This is a genomic window from Pseudaquabacterium inlustre (assembly GCF_038066595.1).
GTDB classification, from domain to species: domain Bacteria; phylum Pseudomonadota; class Gammaproteobacteria; order Burkholderiales; family Burkholderiaceae_C; genus Pseudaquabacterium; species Pseudaquabacterium inlustre.
This window is the reverse complement of record NZ_JBBUTH010000010.1, coordinates 395,685-412,502: the sequence shown is the minus strand read 5'-3', so window position 1 is coordinate 412,502 and position 16,818 is coordinate 395,685. Positions and strand designations below refer to the sequence as shown.

The window sequence follows — 16,818 nt, the reverse complement described above, 5'->3', positions numbered from 1 at the left end:
GTGCTGTCATTCGCACAATCTCTGCAATTGATTGGGGCGCCTGCAGTTCCCCTCTCGAACTGGCACCCGTAACACGTACCGAGAAACTGGTTTCTAGCCTTGCTGATCGCACCTTGTAGTCAGACACAATGGTGCCTACAAGGATGCTGGGAAGCTGCGGATGACAATCTTGACGCGGGTGCATAAGCCTTCGGTGCCAGATGCACTACACGTTGTTTTCGTACATGGTCTCGGTGGAGATGCGCGATCTACGTGGATGCACAACCCGAAGGACCACACGACTCTCTGGCCTAGTTGGATCGGCGAAGACGCTGGATGCGATGTCTGGGTCGCAGGATACGGTGCCGCACTCTCCGGCTGGACAGATGACGCCATGCATCTTGCCGATCTAGGAGAAGCGCTGTTTGCTGCCTTGCAGGTCGAGCAAGACTTGCAGGGCCACAGGATTGTCTTGGTTGGGCATAGCCTTGGTGGCTTGGTCATCAAGTCTGGCATGACACAAGCGCAGGCGCTCGGCGACCCGCTTCGGCTGACGCTGCTGCAGCGAATTGCTGGCGTTGTTTTCATTGGCACACCGCATCAGGGGGCAAGCCTTGCTACCGTTGCGCACAATCTGCGTCTGCTGCTGAGGACGAATGCTCAGGTCACCAACATGGTCAGTGATGACGCCTGGCTGAAGTTGTTGAATGGGCAGTTTCGATACCTGCAAGCGCAACGCAGCTTCGGCGTGCGAGTCTTCTTTGAATCCAAGGGTGTTTTCATTGGACGCCGAATACTTGGCCTTGCGCTTGGCGGGCGGAAACTGATCGTTGATAGGAATAGCAGCGACCCGGGAATTGAAGGAGTTATCCCCACCGCCATCGACGGGGACCACATCGAGATTGCTAAGCCGAAGTCGCGCCAAGCTCTCATCCACAAGGCTTTGGTCGATTTTCTGAAGGGTATGGCGAGTGGCCCGGAAGGCCCCCCCCCCCCGAGTGCTGAAAAGAGAAGCTCGGCGCCCTGGGCGAGTTCACCTGACCTTCCAACGACGTTGCGAAGTGCGTCGGCTCCATTGCTGAGCTGGCCTAGCACGTTGTCGGATGGGACGTGGCTTCATCGCCCAGAGCTGAGCTCATTGATAGAGAGCCTTCCTGCCGAGGCGTCGAGCACACACTTTTTGCTAGGTGATCCAGGATGCGGGAAGTCTTCTTTGCTGGTACGACTGGCGCAGGAGAGGCAGGCGGCAGGCTGGTGCGTACTTGCCATCAAGGCTGACCGACTCCCGCCGGACGTGCTAGATCGGCAGGCACTCGCAAGGCATCTGAATCTGGAGGCTGACACCGCCACCATTTTGCGCGGCCTCGCGAGAACTGTGCCTGTCCTGGTGCTCATTGATCAGGTAGATGCATTGGCGGACCTGGTTGTCCAGCACTCAGCGCGCTTGCGTGTACTGCTGGACTTAGTTCAAGACCTATCCGAGGCAGAAGGGGTGCACACCGTCATCTCGTGCCGCACCTTTGAGCAAAAGCATGATCCCGCACTTCGGAATCTTGACGCGACTGTCATCCGATTGGAGCTACCAGAGTGGTCGACTGTCCAGCCGGTTCTGGCGGCGCGGGGCCTTCACGTTGACGTGTGGAATCAGGATATTCAGCAGGTGTTGCGGTCGCCACATGCCCTAGAAATCTTCCTATCTCTTCTCGGCGGGACTACTGAGCCAGAAGTCTTGAGGAGCTTTCAGGGGTTGCTGGAGAAGCAATGGGAAACTCAGGTATTAAGTGACGCAACCGGCCGGCGCCGCACAACTCTGCGCCATTTGGCGAAGTTGATGGCCGACCGTGAGGTGTTGGGGCTGCCTCTTGTTCAAGTAGAAGATCACTACACGGATATTCAGGGTCTAGCATCTGCGGGACTGCTCCGATTGGACCAGGGGCCAGGTCGAGTGGAGTTTCGACACCAAACGCTTTATGAATTCGTGCGCGCGCGTAGCTTCCTGGAAGAAAGCGGAAGCCTTACGGAAACGGTACGAGCACAGCAAGGCAGCCTACGCATTCGTCCTCAGATGTGGCATGCGCTGGGATACTTTCGCGGCGCGAGTCCCGAGGAGTACGGCGTCGAAATTGGGCGGCTGTGGGCAGCGGACCTGCGCCCGCATCTGAAGATGTTGTTGATCGAGTTCTTGGGCTTGCAGACTACGCCGACGTCTGCTGAACGTCAGCTCGTAGAACAGGCCATGACTGATCAGTGGTTCGTACCCCGCTTCATCGGGGCCGCAGTTGGAAGCCCCGGATGGTTTGCCGCATTGTCGCAAGCGCATCTTCCCAAATTGATGGCATTGCCGGGGGACCAAGCTCAGGCACTGTTGCCAATGCTTAGACAGGCTTTGCACTTTAGTCCAGTGGCTGTTGTCGATCTTGTTCGGCGGCATTGGTTGAACGATGCAGCTAGAGACGTCCTAAGCTGGCAGGCCCTGGGTGGCGGGGACGTCGCGCCGCAGGCCGGCCTTTGGTTGGACAGCCTTGTCCTGATCGCCGGTCGAAGTCCGATTGCTGAGTGGGCTATCGGGCATGTAGCTGGTGCGGTGAGTGCAGCTCAGCCTGAGGACGCTCCCAGGTTGATTGCGGCATGGCTCAAGCGCCGAATGGACGCCGCTACTGCGCCTCTAGCCAACGCACCCAAGGACGATGAAGCGGCTTGTGCCGTGATGGCCAAGAACGTTCAGGCGGCGTTCGAGGAGCGCCAGTTTCATGACATGGAGGCTATTGCCGAAGCTGCGCCGAGAGCCTTTGTCATTGCCATTTGGCCACTGCTTCTTGAGGGGCTGCAGCACTTTGCCTCTGAGGCCCCGAGCGTCGTGATCGGCTATCGGAAAAACAGTGGGCTGATGTTTCAAGACTTGGACGATGAAGAGGCACGAAACGATCGCCCCCTGCTTCGCTCATGTCAACTCGGAATTCAAGGCTGGGCGGACTCTGACCCAGATGGTTTTCTGGAGTTCGTCGCCTCAAATTCCCAATCCGACCTGCTCCTCGTGCATCGCTTCTTGGCACTAGGCCTTGTGCGAGTCGCCGCACACGCACCGCAGCGCGTGTTTGACTACTTGCGCGGAGATTCTCGACGCCTTGTTCTCGGGCCTTACACCGATGTACACAAGGAAAGCATTGCAATGATTGCAGGGATCAGTTCGCTGCTCGATGACCCTAGCTATGCGGAGCTGGAGACCATCCTTCGCGATTGGCGCTACTACAACGAGGCAGCGCAGCAAGATGATGCAGGCACCAGGCAGCAACGACAGCATTGGGCTCGCCAGCACCGACTCCGATTGCTTCGGGCGTTGCCTGAGGGACGGAGAAGCGCTGCGCTCCAACGGCTTGTAAACGAAGAGGAGCGCGCCTTTCCGGGCCTGACTGATAAGGATGTGCATTTCTCTGGTGCCCAGTGGATCGGGAGTCCGGTGAGTGCTCAGCAGATGGATCGGGCCACCGACGCGGACGTCCTAAATCTCTTCAGCGAGCTTACCGATGATGCAGCTTGGGATCATCCGCGGCACCGAATGAAAGGCGGGGCCATACAGGCAGGCCGTGAGTTGGCCGAGTTGGCTAAGCACGACTTAGCCAAAGTTCTCCGTATTGTGCGGTCGCTTGATCCCGGTCGCAACGAGATTCCAGTCTCTTGTACCCTTCGCGAACTCATTCCGGCTGGACTCACCGCACCTGCGTTCTACTCCTTGGTTGCCGAATTGGAAGACAAGGGTTTTGTCGGGTCTGGGTTTCGGCGCGATGCCGCCTACGCAATTGCGAATGCGGCCAGCAAGGAGACGCCTGTTCCGGACCAACTCATAGATCGGATGGAGCGCTGGCTGGTTCCCTGTTCGACTGAGGACGCTGCGGAGATCGAGGCGGATGCAAAGGAGACGTCTTCCACTTCTCCGGTCCTTTGGGGGCATGGGTCGCTTGCCGCGCTTCCGAACGGGAACTACCCGACGCTGACGGCGCTAACGTCAGCCTGTCTATCTGTGGAGCCTCCGCGACTTGATCGCTGGCTTTCCATTCTTGAACAACATGCCGCGCGCGCAGAGTCGCCTCGAGTTTGGGAGGCATTGATTCAGCGCGAGCTTACGTATCTGAGCATGGCGGATCGTTCTAGGGTGGAGGCTCTTGTCGATCAGGTGACTACGGCTGCGCCATCCATCCTTGCGGGGCGGGGTTGGGCTCACTTTGTTGCGCATGCGTTTCGCTGGGCTTCGGTTGCAGCGGTACGGCGATGGATGACGGCTACTGTTGAGATGGCAGGCGAGGGGCAGCAGGGAGCGGGGGAATTGGCCTGTTTGCGACATGCCCTATTCCCCGCGGAAGACTGGTCTCGTGAACTGGTTAAGGCGCTGAGTGTTGACGCTGCTTCAGACACAGCGCTAGGCGTGGCGCACGCTGTGGCCAACTTGTGGCATGAGCCCATGACTAGGCCAGTGGTTCATCCCATTTTGCTTCTGCTGCTAGGCAGCAGCGACGAGCGAGTGTTGACCGCGTTGTCTGCGATCTTCATGAATGATGGGTTCGCAGCAGATATCGAGACCAGAGACTTGTTGGATGCCTTGGTGGCTTACCCCAGCGTGTTGAAGAACGGACGAGCTGAGCGCCTGCCTGAAATGCTGGTCAAGCTGGTGGCGTTGGAACCGGCGCGCGCCTGCAGAGTGGTTCATGCACTACTCGACGCGGCTGGCGATCAGATGGGCAACATCGCGACATCCTGGTACTTGAGCACCGAATGGTTGCTGGATATAGCGCTGCAGTTGCAAGACATGGGCGCCGCCGAGCGCGCAGCCGGATCGGCACTCTTTGAGCGCATGTTGGAGTTCAACATGCCGCAGGCAAAGGAGATGACGCTTGATTTGGACAAGCGCACGCCGGTCGGCAGTAGCCCTCGTGCGCCAGTGCGGCGTAGGTCGCGGACCAAGATACACAAGACGGCACGGCGAGGTTGATACGACCTATTGGCTCCCAACTTGGACAGATCCCAATCTGTTGGTCGAATGTCCGGAGACGGTGATAGCTGCTATCGACCGGTCAAGTTTGGACGACCGTAGCCAGTCTGGCGCTGCCTTCGGCATCGCAGAAGGCGGCTGAGCAGCGCATGCCGTCGCGCACCGCCGGCCTGTGCATGCATGGTGGGCGACATGAACCCGCCATCAACCCACGCGAATGTCGGGACCCCGGTGAGGTTTGTCTGTTTGGTCAGATCAAGACTTCAGCAGCCGCAGCGCCTCGGCCTCGATGGCTTCGGCCGTGATGCCGAAGTGCCGGTACAGCACATCGGCGGGGCCAGAGGCGCCGAAGCTCCTCATGCCAACGAAGCCGCCGCGCTCACCCAGCCAGCGGTCCCAGCCCAGGCGCACCGCGGCCTCGCAGCCCACGCGCACGCCGCCGGCCGGGCCCAGCACGCTGGCGCGGTAATCGGAGCTTTCGGCCTCGAACAGCTCCCAGCTGGGCATCGACACCACCGCCGTGGCAATGCCTTGCGCCTGCAGCCGCTCGCGCGCCTGCAGCGCCAGCAGCACCTCGCTGCCGGTGGCCAGTAGCGTCACTTGGCGCTGGCCGCCCTCGCCTTCGCGCAGCACATAGGCGCCGCGCGCGCTCAGGTTGGCATCGGTGTGCACGCGCCGCACATGCGGCAGCGTCTGGCGGGCGAACACCAGCGTGGCCGGCGTGGCGGTCTGGGCCAGGGCGATGGCCCAGCACTCGGCCGCTTCCACCGCATCGGCCGGGCGCAGCACCAGCATGTTGGGCATGGCACGCAGCGAGGCCAGGATCTCCACCGGTTGGTGCGTGGGGCCGTTCTTGCCGATGCCGATGGAGTCATGGCTGAACACGAACTTCACCGGCAGGCCCATCAGCGCGGCCATGCGCATGGCCGGGCGCTCGTAGTCGCTGAAGGCCAGGTAGGTGACGGCCAGCGGCACCACGCCGCCATGCGCGGCCAGGCCGTTGGCCATGGCACCCATCACATGCTCGCGCACACCGCAGTGCACATAGGCGCCGCGCCGGTCCTCGGCCGTGAAGGCGGCCAGGCGGCGCTTGTGGTTGGTGGGCGCCTCCAGGTCGGCGCAGGCCACCAGGCGCTCGGGCATCAGATCACCGAGCACATCGCCGATCTCGCCGGAAATGAAGATGCCGCTGGGCAGCGGCTCGCGCGCCGGGGCCTCGCGCTTGTAGCGCAGCAAGGCCTCCTGCCAGCCCTCGGGCAGCGCGCCAGTCAGCAGGCGCTCGAACTCGTGCCGCTGCGCCGCCGGCAGCGCCGCCACGCGCTGCTGCCAGGCCGCACGTTCGGCCGCGTGGCGGGCACCGGCCTCGCGCCAGGGCGCCAGCACCTCGGGCGGGATGTGGAAGGCCGGGTGCGGCCAGCCCAGCAGTTCGCGCGCGGCCTGGGCATCCTCAGGGAACAGCTTGCCGCTGTGGCCGCCGCGCTGGCCCTGCAGACGGGCGATGCCCTTGGCGATGGTGGTGCGGCAGGCCAGCAGCGACGGACGCGGATCGGCCTTGGCTTCGGCCAGCGCAGCCGACACGGCCTCGAGGTCGTGCCCGTCCACCTCCACCACATGCCAGCCCGCCACGCGGCAGCGCGCGGCCACGTCCTCGCTGATCGACAGCGCGGTGCTGCCGTCGTCGGTGATCTGGTTGTCGTCCCACAGCAGGATCAGGCGCCCCAGCTTCAGGTGGCCGGCCAGCGAGATCATCTCCTGGCCAATGCCCTCCTGCAGGCAGCCATCACCCACGAAGGCGTAGGTGTGGTGGCGGTAGATGGCGTCGCCATAACGCGCATTCAGCCAGGCCTCGGCCACCGCCATCCCCAAGGCATTGGCGATGCCCTGGCCCAGCGGGCCGGTGGTGACTTCGATGCCCGAGGCGATGTCGCGCTCGGGGTGGCCTTCGCAGCGCGAGCCGAAGTCGCGGAAGGTCTGCACCTGGTCGATGCCCATGCGCTCGACGCCCATCAGGTGCAGCAGGGCATACAGCAGCATCGAGCCATGGCCGTTGGACAGCACCACGCGGTCGCGGTCGGGCCAGGTGGGGTCGGCCGCGTCGTACTTCAGGTGGCGCGTGTACAGCGCCGTGGCGATTTCGGCCATGCCCAGCGGCACGCCCTGGTGGCCTTCGCCGGCCCGGACGATGGCGTCGATGGCGAGAAATCGAATGGCATTCGCCAAGTCTTGCGTAGCCATCAGCCGAGCCATCCCTTGATGCGCTGACCCAGCACCTCGCGGCTGATGCCGTAGCGGTCATGCAGCGTGGGCAGCGCGCCGGCATCGAGGAAGGCATCGGGCAGGCCCGCCAACTGAAAGCCAGCTGGCTGCACGCGGTGGCGCAGCAGCGCGCTGGCCACGGCCTCGCCCAGGCCACCCACCACCGAGTGGTTCTCGGCCACCACCACCAGGCGGTGCTTGTAGCGCACGGCCTCGCAGATGGCGGCCTCGTCCAGCGGCTTGATCGTGGGGCAGTGCAGCACGGCCACGCCGATGTTGTCTTTCGCCAGATCCGCCGCCACTTCCAGCGCGCGCATGGTCAGGATGCCGCTGGAGATCACCAGCACCTCGTTGCCCTCGCGCAGCAGCTTGGCCTTGCCCAGCTCGAACTTGTAGCCCTCGATCTCGTCGAGCACCAGCGGCACCTGGCCGCGCAGCAATCGCATGTACACCGGGCCCTTGTGCGCGGCGATCTGCGGCACGGCCTGCGTGATGTCCAGCGCATCGCAGGGGTCCACGATGGTCAGGCCCGGGATGCCGCGCATCATGCCTAAGTCTTCGGTGGCCTGGTGGCTGGGGCCGTAGCCGGTGGTCAGGCCCGGCAGCGCGCAGCAGATCTTGACGTTGAGGTTCTCCTCGGCAATCACCTGGTGGATGAAGTCATACGCGCGCCGCGTGCCGAACACCGCATAGGTGGTGGCAAAGGGCGTCAGCCCCTCCTTGGCCATGCCGCCGGCCGCGCCCATCAGCAGCTGCTCGGCCATGCCCATCTGGTGGAAGCGCTCGGGGTAGGCCTGGGCGAACAGGTGCAGGTCGGTGTACTTGGCCAGGTCGGCGGTGAGGCCCACGACCTCCGGCCGATCGGCCGCGTACTCCACCAGGGCCTTGCCGAAGGGCGCCGCCACGGTGCGCTGGCCTTCGCTGGCGATGCTGGCGATCATTGCCGAGGTGGTGAGCTTCTTCTTGGGCTCGGCGGTCGCGTTGACGACGGGGGCGTTCATGCGGCGGCTCCTTGCGGTCGAGCATTCGAGGCGCCTGACGGCGCCGTGGCATCCAGGTGGGCCAGCGCCAGCTGCCACTCGGGCGGGTCCACGCGGATGAAGTGGTTCTTCTCACGCGCCTCGAGGAAGGGCACGCCCTTGCCCATCAGCGTGTCGCACAGGATCACGCGGGGCTGGGGCTCTTCCAGCGTACGCGCGGTGTCGAAGGCGTTCAGCACCGCCGGCAGGTCGTTGCCATCCACGCGCTGCACATGCCAGCCGAAGGCCTGCCACTTGTCGGCCAGCGGCTCGAAGCCCAGCACCTGGCGGCTCGGGCCGTCGGCCTGCTGGTTGTTGATGTCCACCAGGCAGATCAGGTTGTCCAGCCGGTGGTGGGCGGCGGCCATCGCGGCCTCCCAGGTCGAGCCTTCGTCCAGCTCGCCATCGCTCATGCTGTTGTAGACGAAGGCCGGGTTCTTCTTGTGCTTCAGGCCCAGCGCCATGCCCACGCCGATGATCAGGCCCTGGCCGAGCGAGCCGCCCGAGATCTCCATGCCCGGCGTGTAGCTGGCCATGCCGCTCATGGGCAGGCGGCTGTCGTCGCTGCCGTAGGTCTCGAGCTCGCTCTCGGGGATCACGCCGGCCTCGATCAGCGCAGCGTAGTGGGCGATGGCGTAATGGCCGTGCGACAGCAGGAAGCGGTCGCGGCCTTCCCACTCGGGGTTGTCGGGCTTGAGGCTCAGCGCATGGCCGTAAGCCACGGCCAACACGTCGGCATAGCCGAGTGCCTGACCCACATAGCCCTGGCCCTGCACATCGCCCATGCGCACGGCATAACGGCGGATGCGATGGGCACAGGCCGCCAGCGCGGACAGCGTGTCCGGACGGGAAGTCATGGAAAGTCTCCTGGAAGAAGAGGGATGGCGCAGCGGCCGGCCCTGCAGGCCGGCCCGCGCACTCACTTGAGAATGGCGGCCGGCACGTAGGACACCAGCATCAGCACGCCGAAGGCCACCAGGTAGAAGGGGCCCAGCTCGCGCACCGTCTGGCCCACCTTGACCTTGGCCACCGCGCTGGTGATGAACAGCGTGGTGCCCACCGGCGGCGTGTACAGGCCGATGGCCAGGTTCACGGTCATCATGATGCCCAGCTGCGTGAGGTCCATGCCGATGGCATTGGCCAGCGGCACGAACACCGGCGTCAGCAGCAGCACGGCGGCCGGCAGGTCGATGAACATGCCGCACACCAGCATCAGGCCGTTCATCAGCGCGATCACCGCCCAGCCGCTGGACAGGTGGGTCTTGGCCCAGCCCACCACGCCGTCGGGCATGTGGTCGAAGGTGAGCAGCCAGCCGATCGCGGCCGAGGCCATGATGACCAGCAGCACCACGCCGGTGGCCAGACCCGCCTCCACCACCGCGGCATGCAGGCGCTTGAGCCCCAGGTCACGGTAGACCACCGCCGACACCAGGCCGGCGTACAGCGTGGACAGCACGCTCACCTCGGTGGGCGTGGCGATGCCGAAGCGCAGGAAGATGATGATCAGCACCGGCAGCACCAGGGCCGGCGAGGCATACAGCAGCTGCTGGCTGAACACGCCCCATTCCAGCTTGCGCGTGTCCCGCGGGAAGTTGCGGCGCCGGCCCACCCACCAGCACACGGCCATGAAGCCACCGCACATCAGCAGGCCCGGCAGGATGCCGGCCACGAACAGCGCCGCCACCGAGGTGTTGGAGCTGAGTGCGAACAGGATCATCGGGATCGACGGCGGGATCAGGATGTCGATCGTGGCCGCCGCAGCCAGCGTGGCCGCCGAGAACGCCGGTGGGTAGCCCAGGCGCTTCTGCCAGGGGATCAGCAGCGAGCCGATGGCCGAGGCGTCGGCCACGGCCGAGCCCGACACACCACCGAAGATGGTCGACGACAGCACGCCCACCTGGCCCGGCCCGCCGTGGAAGCGGCCGATCAGCGTGGACAGCACGCCGATCAGCGACTCGCCCAGCTTGCCGCCCATCATCAGCGTGCCGGTGAGCATGAAGAACGGGATGGCGATCAGCGGAAAGCTCTGCACCTGGGCCACCATCTGCTGCACCAGCAGATCCAGCGGCACGCGGTCGGAACTGGCCGCCGCGGCCAGGGCCGCAGCCAGCAGCGCATGGGCGATCGGCATGGCCGCCACCGCGAAGACACCAAAGACGACGAGGATCAATGCAGTCATGTCAACAACTCCTCGCCCGCTCAGGCCACGTGCACTTCAGGTGCCGGCGTGTCGTGCAGCGCAGCGCCCCTGGACTGCCCGCGCCACACCTCCCAGGCCGACACCAGGGCCAGCACGGCCAGCATGGCCATGCCGCCCATCACGCAGCCGTAGGTCACCGAGCCCGGCACCTGCAGGATGGGCGACTTCTCGTCGGCCACGATGTCCAGCATGTTCCAGGTGGCGCGCGCCAGCGTGCCGTACAGCCCCGCCACGCACAGCCACACGATGGTGCTGACCACGCGGCGCACGCCGGCGGGCACCGCCTCCATCAGAAAGGCGGTGGTGATGTGCGAGCCATGCGCCGCACCCAGCACCACGCCGGCCATCACCAGCCACGGGAACAGCAGCTCGGGCAGCTCGCTGCCCCACTGCAAGCTGGCGCCAGTGCTGTAGCGCAGCACGGTGTTGGCGCACAGGATCACGAAGATCACCACCGTGGTGATCCACATCACCGCCTGGCAGGTGGTGACGATGGCGCGTTCGATCGTCTTCATGTCGGGGTACCGCCGGCTTGCCCGCTCACTTGGCGCGGGCGGCGGCGATGACCTTCTTCACGTAGGCGCCGATCGGGCTGGCCATCCACTTGTCGTCCACCGCGCTGGTGGCCTTCTCGAAGGCGGCCTTGTCCACCGCGTCCACGCGCACGCCCTTGGCCTTCAACTCGGTGATCAGCTTGTCATCGGCCTCCTGCGACAGCTTGCGCTGCAGCGCGGTGGCCTCGGTGGCGGCGTCCTGCACGATCTTGCGGTCGGCCTCGCTGAGCTTGTCCCAGCTGCGCTTGCCCATCAGGAAAGGCGTCATCTCGTACTTGTGGCCGGTCAGCGAGATGAACTTGTTCACCTCGTACAGCTTGCTGGCCGAGATGTTCATCAGCGGGTTCTCCTGCCCGTCCACCACGCCCTGCTGCAGGGCCACGTACAGCTCGGCGAACTTGATCTGCTGCGCCTCGGCACCCATGCTCTGCATGATGTCCACCGTCACCGCATCGGGCGGGGTGCGCATCTTCATGCCCTTCAGGTCCTCGGGCTTCAGGATCGGCTTCTTGCTGTTGGACATCTGGCGGATGCCGTTGTCCCAGTAGCCCAGCACCACCAGGCCCTTCTCGGTGCTCTTGGCAGCCAGTTCCTTGCCCACCGGGCCGTCCAGCACCTTCCAGGCGCCAGGCAGGTCGCTGAACAGGAAGGGCATGCCGAAGGCGGCGTACTCGGGCACCACGGTGGACACCGCCCCCTGCGAGTTGGCCGACAGGTCGAGCGCACCGGTGCGCAGCGCGGTGACCATGGCCGCGTCATCGCCGAGTTGGGCCGACGGCGACACCGACACCTCGATGCGCCCACCCGACTTGGCCTTGACGATCTCGGCGAACTTCACCGAGGCCTCGTGGCGCGGATTGCCCGGCGCCGCGCCATGGCCCAGCGAGAGTTTCACGGTGGCCTGGGCCTGGGCGGCCAGCGGCAGCGCGGCCATGGCAGCCAGGGCGATCAGGGCACGGGTGAAGGTGTTGCGTTGCATGGTGTGTCTCCGGGGATCGTTGTGGTGGGCGCGCTCTGCGGCGCAGGATCGGTGGGGCGGGCGCGGGGTCAGTGGATCAGCATGCCGCCGTTGACGTCCAGCGTCACGCCGGTGAGGTACTTGGCCAGGTCCGAGGCCAGGAACACCACGCAGCCGGCCACGTCGTTGGGCTCGCCGATGCGGTTCAGCGGGATCTGCTCCAGGATGCCCTTCATGCGGTCTTCCGGGATCAGGCCCTTGTTGATGTCGGTGGCGATCAGGCCCGGCGTGACCGCATTGACACGGATGCCGTCGATGCCGAACTCGCGCGCCATCGCGCGGCCCAGGCCCAGCATGCCGGCCTTGGCGGCCGAGTAGTGCGGGCCGCCCAGGATGCCGCCGCCGCGCTGCGCGCTGACCGACGAGGTGTTGATGATCGAGCCCGACTTCTGCGCACGCATCGCCGGGATCACGGCCTGCGACATGTAGAGCATGCCGCGCAGGCTGACGTCCATCACGGCGTCGTAGTCGGCGGCGCTGATGTCGAGCGTCTTGCGCGGCTGGGTGATGCCGGCGTTGTTGAACAGGATGTCGATGCGGCCCAGCCGGGTCAGCACCTCGACCGCGGCGGCCTCGCAGGCGGCCTTGTCGGTGACGTTGGCCACCACACCGATGTGGCCCGGGCCCAGGTCGGCCGCGGCCGCCGCCGGCTCGGCACCGGCCAGGTCGAGGATGGCCACGCGCGCGCCCTGTGCGGCCATCATCTTCGCGGTGGCGTAGCCCAGGCCGTTGCGGCCCGCGCCGCCGGTGATCACGGCAACCTTGTCCTTGAGCAGCATCTCGAATGTCTCCATCGCAGGGGAAAGTGATGGGGCCGGATGGTGGCGAGAGGCTTGGTTGACGACAAGCGAAGATTCGTCAGACTAAGATGACAATTCGTCATCTGAACGCCGGGTTGCCCCCAGGGGCGTGACAGGGCCGGCACGGCATACAAACAGCCCCCCGACTGGAGACAAGACCATGACCCATCCCCTGCGCTGGCTGCTGCACACCGCCCTGGCCTGCATCACCTGCTGGGCCCTGCCGGCCGAGGCCCAGACCGCCGCATCCGCTCTGCCGAACCTGAAGCAGGCCAGCTACACGCTGCGCGACTTCCGCTTCAACGATGGCCAGGTGCTGCCCGAGCTGCGCCTGCACGTCACCACGCTGGGCAACCCGGCCGGCGAGCCGGTGATGCTGCTGCACGGCACCACCGGCAACGGCCTGGCCCTGGCGCAGGCGGCCAGCTTCGGTGGCGAGCTGTTCGGCCCCGGCCAGCCGCTGGATGCGCAGCGCTACTTCATCATCCTGCCCGACGCCATCGGCCACGGCCGCAGCAGCAAGCCGTCCGACGGGATGAGGGCCGCCTTCCCGCGCTACAACTACGAGGACATGGTGCGGGCCCATCACCGCCTGCTGACCGAACACCTGGGCATCAAGCACCTGCGCCTGGTGCTGGGCAACTCGATGGGCGGCATGCACGTGTGGCTGTTCGCGCAGCAGCACCCCGGCTTTGCCGACATCGCCGTGCCCATGGCCGCGCAGCCGGTGGCGATGAGCGGGCGCAACTGGGCGATGCGCCGGCTGATCGTCGACAGCATCCGCAACGATCCGGCGTGGCAGGGCGGCCAGTACACGCAGCAGCCGGCCAGCGCGCGCATCGCCTCGGTGTTCTACAACCTGGCCACCAATGGCGGCCACCAGGCGCTGTACCGCCAGGCGCCCACCCGCGCCGCGGCCGATGCGCTGCTCGACCAGCGCCTGGCCGCGCCGTTCACGGCCGATGCCAACGACGTGCTCTACCAGTGGGACTCGTCACGCGACTACGACGCCAGCGCCGGGCTGGAGAAGGTCCGCGGCACGCTGCTGGCGATCAACTCGGCCGACGACGAGCGCAACCCGCCCGAGCTGGGCGTGATGGAGCCGGCGCTGGCACGCATCCCTGGCGCGCGGCTGCTGCTGATCCCCGGCAGCCCGCAGACCGCCGGCCACGGCACCACCGGCCAGGCGCGCTTCTGGAAGGCCGAGGTGGCGCGCCTGCTGCAGGACGCGCCGCGCCTGGCGCCCTGACCCACCTGCCGCGCGATGTCTCACCTGCCCCCCATGGCCAACCTGCAGGCCTTCGAGGCCGTGGCGCGCCGGCGCAGCTTTGCGCTGGCCGCCGCCGAGCTGCATGTCACGGCCTCGGCCATCAGCCACCAGGTGGCGCGGCTGGAATCGCAGCTGGCCGTGCGCCTGCTCGAGCGCAGCGCGCATGGCGTGCGCCTGACGGCCGCGGGTGAGCAGTACCTGTCGCGCATCAGCGGCGCGCTGCAGGCCATCGCGGCCGCCTCGGACGACCTGCGCCAGGGCGTGGCCAACAGCCTGTACGTGCACTGCTCGCCCAGCATCGCCACGCTGTGGCTGATGCAGCGCCTGCCTTCCTTCGCGCAGGCCAACCCCGGCATCGCGCTGAACCTGTCGGCCGCCCACATCCACAGCGACTTCACGCAGGGCACGGTGGACCTGGACATCCGCTACGGCGTGCCCAACTGGCCCGACCTGGTGGTGGAGCCGCTGTTCGAGGAGCGCATCGTGCCGCTGGCCAGCCCGGCCTTCCTGCGCGCGCAGCGGCTGCGCCGCATCGACCAGCTGCTGGACGTGCCGCTGATCCAGAGCAACGTGAACGTGGTGCAGTGGAGCGACTGGTTCAAGGCCTACAGCGACAAGCGCCCGCCCGAGCGCCTGTCACTGCGCTTCGACCGCGCGCAGATGGCGATGGAGGCCGCCATCCAGGGCCTGGGCGTGGCGCTGGAGAGCGCGATGCTGGCCGCCGGCCACATCCGCGAGGGCAAGCTCAGGCCGGTGTTCGGCCTGGACAAGTGCGTGCGCGTGAAGGCGCATTTCGCGGTCTACCCGGCGCGCCATGCCAAGCGGCCCACGGTAGAGGCCTTCCTGGCCTGGGTGCACGCCGAGGCGGCGAAGGCGCAGCTGGCCTTCGGCTGAGGCGGGTTCAGAACTCCAGGTTGTCGATCAGCCGCGTGCTGCCCAGGCGCGCGGCGCCCAGCGCCACCAGCGGCACACCGGCACGGCGCTCATCGTCGCTGGGTGCCAGCAGGTCGGCGCGGCGGCGCACCGTCAGGTAGTCGGGGGCCCAGCCGCGCTGGCGCAGGGTCTGCAGGGCCTCGGTCTCCAGTGCGGCCAGTGGCTTCACGCCATCGCGCGCGGCCGCGGCCAGCGTCGCCAGCGTGCGCGCCAGCGCCGGCGCCTCGGCGCGCTCGCTGTCCGACAGGAAGCCGTTGCGCGAGCTGAGCGCCAGGCCGTCGGCGGCGCGCACGGTGTCGCCCGCCACGATGCGGGTGGGCAGCGCAAACTGCCGCGCCATGCCCTCGATGACCTGCAGCTGCTGGTAGTCCTTGCGGCCGAACACGGCCTGCGCCGGCTGCACGATCTGCAGCAGCTTGAGCACCACCGTGCACACGCCGGTGAAGAAGCCGGGCCGGAACTCGCCTTCCAGGATGTCGGCCAGCGCCGCCGGCGGTGCCACCTTGTAGACCTGCGGCTCGGGGTAGAGCTCGCGCTCATCGGGCGCGAACACGATGTCGCAGCCGGCACCGCGCAGCAGCTCGGCATCGCGCTGCAGCGTGCGCGGGTAGCGGTCGAAGTCCTCGTGCGGCAGGAACTGCAGGCGGTTGACGAAGATGGTGGCCACCACCGGGCCACCCAGCGCGGCGGCCTGGCGCACCAGGGCCAGGTGGCCTTCGTGCAGGTTGCCCATCGTGGGCACGCAGGTGGTGGCGGTCTGGCCGGCCAGCGCGGCGCGCAGTTCGGCGATGGTGTGGATGATCTGCATGGCGTGCGGTGAAAGCGGTCGAATCGGGGATGCGGTGGTCAGAAGCCGTGGCGCTGCGCGTCGGGGAAGCGCCGCGCGCGCACATCGGCCACATAGATGGCCACGGCCTGGCCGGGGCTGAGCGTCGCGCAGGGCTGCCCATCGGCCGCCTCGCGCGTGAAGTCGCGCACGAAGCGCGGACGCCGTGCGCCGTGGCCGCTCACATCGGACGTCAGGCCCAGCGCGTCGTGCAGCACCAGCACCTGGCCCGCCGTGTGCGGACCGGCACCGATGCCGATGGTGGCCATGGCCGGGTGGGCCTGCGTGATCTCGGTGGCCAGCGCGGTGGGCACCAGCTCCAGCACCAGCATCGCGGCGCCGGCATCGGCCATCGCGGTGGCATCGGCACGCAGCGCGGCGGCCGCCGCGTCGTCACGCCCCTGCACGCGAAAGCCGCCCAGCGCATGCACGCGCTGCGGCGTCAGGCCCAGGTGCGCGCACACCGGGATGCCACGGTCGACCAGGAAACGCACCGTGGCCACCATCTCGCCGCCGCCTTCCAGCTTGACCATCTGGGCGCCGGCGCGCATCAGCACCGCAGCCGACTCGAAGGCCTGCTGCGGCGAGGCCTCGTAGCAGCCGAACGGTAGGTCGGCCAGCAGGAAGGCGCTGCGCCGGCCGCGCGCCACGCAGGCCGTGTGGTACGCCATCTGCTCCAGCGTGACCGACTGCGTGCCGCTCTGGCCCTGGATCACGTTGCCCAGCGAATCGCCCACCAGCAGCAGGTCGACGCCGGCCGCGTCGAGCAGCGCGGCATAGGTGGCGTCGTAGCAGGTCAGCATGGCCAGCGGCTCGCCGCGCGCCACCTGCTCGCGCAGACGGTGCAGCGTGACGGCAGGGCGCGCGGGCGCCGGCGAATTGCCGGGCAGGTTGGCAGACGGATGAACGCTCATGGATCGGCAAGAAAGTGGGCAGCGCACAGGGCGCGTGGGCGGGCGCGATTGTGGGGCCGGCCGGC

12 protein-coding genes are annotated in these 16,818 nt (G+C 66.7%); 3 read left to right on the top strand and 9 right to left on the bottom strand.

The annotated features are described in order from the left end of the window. Positions 1-160 precede the first annotated feature (160 nt). A complete protein-coding gene (locus tag AACH10_RS22165; protein WP_479725279.1) occupies positions 161-4,963 on the top strand; it encodes an alpha/beta fold hydrolase in 4,803 nt (1,600 codons plus the stop codon). A gap of 255 nt (positions 4,964-5,218) precedes the next feature. Here the strand turns inward: AACH10_RS22165 and AACH10_RS22160 are convergent, their stop codons facing one another. From AACH10_RS22160 to AACH10_RS22130, 7 genes are all read right to left on the bottom strand, one after another. After that, complete coding sequence (locus tag AACH10_RS22160) at positions 5,219-7,198, bottom strand: transketolase family protein (RefSeq protein ID WP_341412706.1); 1,980 nt, start codon at positions 7,196-7,198, stop codon at positions 5,219-5,221. Continuing rightward, on the bottom strand, positions 7,198-8,220 hold the full coding sequence (locus AACH10_RS22155) for a transketolase family protein (protein WP_341412705.1): 1,023 nt from the start codon (positions 8,218-8,220) through the stop codon (positions 7,198-7,200). Before AACH10_RS22155 ends, AACH10_RS22160 begins: the two co-directional genes overlap by 1 nt. Next, positions 8,217-9,095 carry a transketolase gene (locus tag AACH10_RS22150; protein ID WP_341412704.1) on the bottom strand — a complete coding sequence of 293 codons (879 nt, stop codon included), beginning with the start codon at positions 9,093-9,095 and terminating at the stop codon, positions 8,217-8,219. Before AACH10_RS22150 ends, AACH10_RS22155 begins: the two co-directional genes overlap by 4 nt. Before the next feature lie 62 nt (positions 9,096-9,157). Continuing rightward, positions 9,158-10,417: a TRAP transporter large permease gene (locus AACH10_RS22145; RefSeq protein WP_341412703.1), complete on the bottom strand. Its 1,260-nt coding sequence runs from the start codon at positions 10,415-10,417 to the stop codon at positions 9,158-9,160. Between the two features lie 20 nt (positions 10,418-10,437). After that, positions 10,438-10,953: a TRAP transporter small permease gene (locus tag AACH10_RS22140; RefSeq protein ID WP_341412702.1), complete on the bottom strand. Its 516-nt coding sequence runs from the start codon at positions 10,951-10,953 to the stop codon at positions 10,438-10,440. 25 nt (positions 10,954-10,978) lie between these two features. Then, entirely contained in the window at positions 10,979-11,971 is a 993-nt protein-coding gene (locus tag AACH10_RS22135) for a TRAP transporter substrate-binding protein (RefSeq protein WP_341412701.1), read from the bottom strand. 68 nt (positions 11,972-12,039) lie between these two features. After that, positions 12,040-12,789: an SDR family NAD(P)-dependent oxidoreductase gene (locus AACH10_RS22130; RefSeq protein WP_341412853.1), complete on the bottom strand. Its 750-nt coding sequence runs from the start codon at positions 12,787-12,789 to the stop codon at positions 12,040-12,042. A gap of 181 nt (positions 12,790-12,970) precedes the next feature. Between AACH10_RS22130 and AACH10_RS22125 the strand changes: the two genes are divergently transcribed. Next, positions 12,971-14,059: an alpha/beta fold hydrolase gene (locus tag AACH10_RS22125; RefSeq protein ID WP_341412700.1), complete on the top strand. Its 1,089-nt coding sequence runs from the start codon at positions 12,971-12,973 to the stop codon at positions 14,057-14,059. Between the two features lie 15 nt (positions 14,060-14,074). After that, complete coding sequence (locus AACH10_RS22120; RefSeq protein ID WP_341412699.1) at positions 14,075-14,974, top strand: LysR substrate-binding domain-containing protein; 900 nt, start codon at positions 14,075-14,077, stop codon at positions 14,972-14,974. A gap of 7 nt (positions 14,975-14,981) precedes the next feature. Here AACH10_RS22120 and panC read toward each other — a convergent pair whose 3' ends face one another. Both panC and panB read right to left on the bottom strand, forming a co-directional pair. After that, positions 14,982-15,821, bottom strand: a complete 840-nt coding sequence (gene panC / locus AACH10_RS22115; protein ID WP_341412698.1) for a pantoate--beta-alanine ligase — start codon at positions 15,819-15,821, stop codon at positions 14,982-14,984. 38 nt (positions 15,822-15,859) lie between these two features. Then, entirely contained in the window at positions 15,860-16,753 is an 894-nt protein-coding gene (panB, locus tag AACH10_RS22110) for a 3-methyl-2-oxobutanoate hydroxymethyltransferase (protein ID WP_341412697.1), read from the bottom strand. Positions 16,754-16,818 lie beyond the last annotated feature (65 nt).

Coding starts and splice junctions, on each gene's coding strand:
- AACH10_RS22165 (WP_479725279.1), top strand. CDS start 161: ATGACAATCTTGACGCGGGTGCATAAGCCTTCGGTGCCAGATGCACTA.
- AACH10_RS22160 (WP_341412706.1), bottom strand. CDS start 7,198: ATGGCTACGCAAGACTTGGCGAATGCCATTCGATTTCTCGCCATCGAC.
- AACH10_RS22130 (WP_341412853.1), bottom strand. CDS start 12,789: ATGCTGCTCAAGGACAAGGTTGCCGTGATCACCGGCGGCGCGGGCCGC.
- AACH10_RS22145 (WP_341412703.1), bottom strand. CDS start 10,417: ATGACTGCATTGATCCTCGTCGTCTTTGGTGTCTTCGCGGTGGCGGCC.
- AACH10_RS22150 (WP_341412704.1), bottom strand. CDS start 9,095: ATGACTTCCCGTCCGGACACGCTGTCCGCGCTGGCGGCCTGTGCCCAT.
- AACH10_RS22125 (WP_341412700.1), top strand. CDS start 12,971: ATGACCCATCCCCTGCGCTGGCTGCTGCACACCGCCCTGGCCTGCATC.
- panC (WP_341412698.1), bottom strand. CDS start 15,821: ATGCAGATCATCCACACCATCGCCGAACTGCGCGCCGCGCTGGCCGGC.
- AACH10_RS22120 (WP_341412699.1), top strand. CDS start 14,075: ATGTCTCACCTGCCCCCCATGGCCAACCTGCAGGCCTTCGAGGCCGTG.
- AACH10_RS22140 (WP_341412702.1), bottom strand. CDS start 10,953: ATGAAGACGATCGAACGCGCCATCGTCACCACCTGCCAGGCGGTGATG.
- panB (WP_341412697.1), bottom strand. CDS start 16,753: ATGAGCGTTCATCCGTCTGCCAACCTGCCCGGCAATTCGCCGGCGCCC.
- AACH10_RS22135 (WP_341412701.1), bottom strand. CDS start 11,971: ATGCAACGCAACACCTTCACCCGTGCCCTGATCGCCCTGGCTGCCATG.
- AACH10_RS22155 (WP_341412705.1), bottom strand. CDS start 8,220: ATGAACGCCCCCGTCGTCAACGCGACCGCCGAGCCCAAGAAGAAGCTC.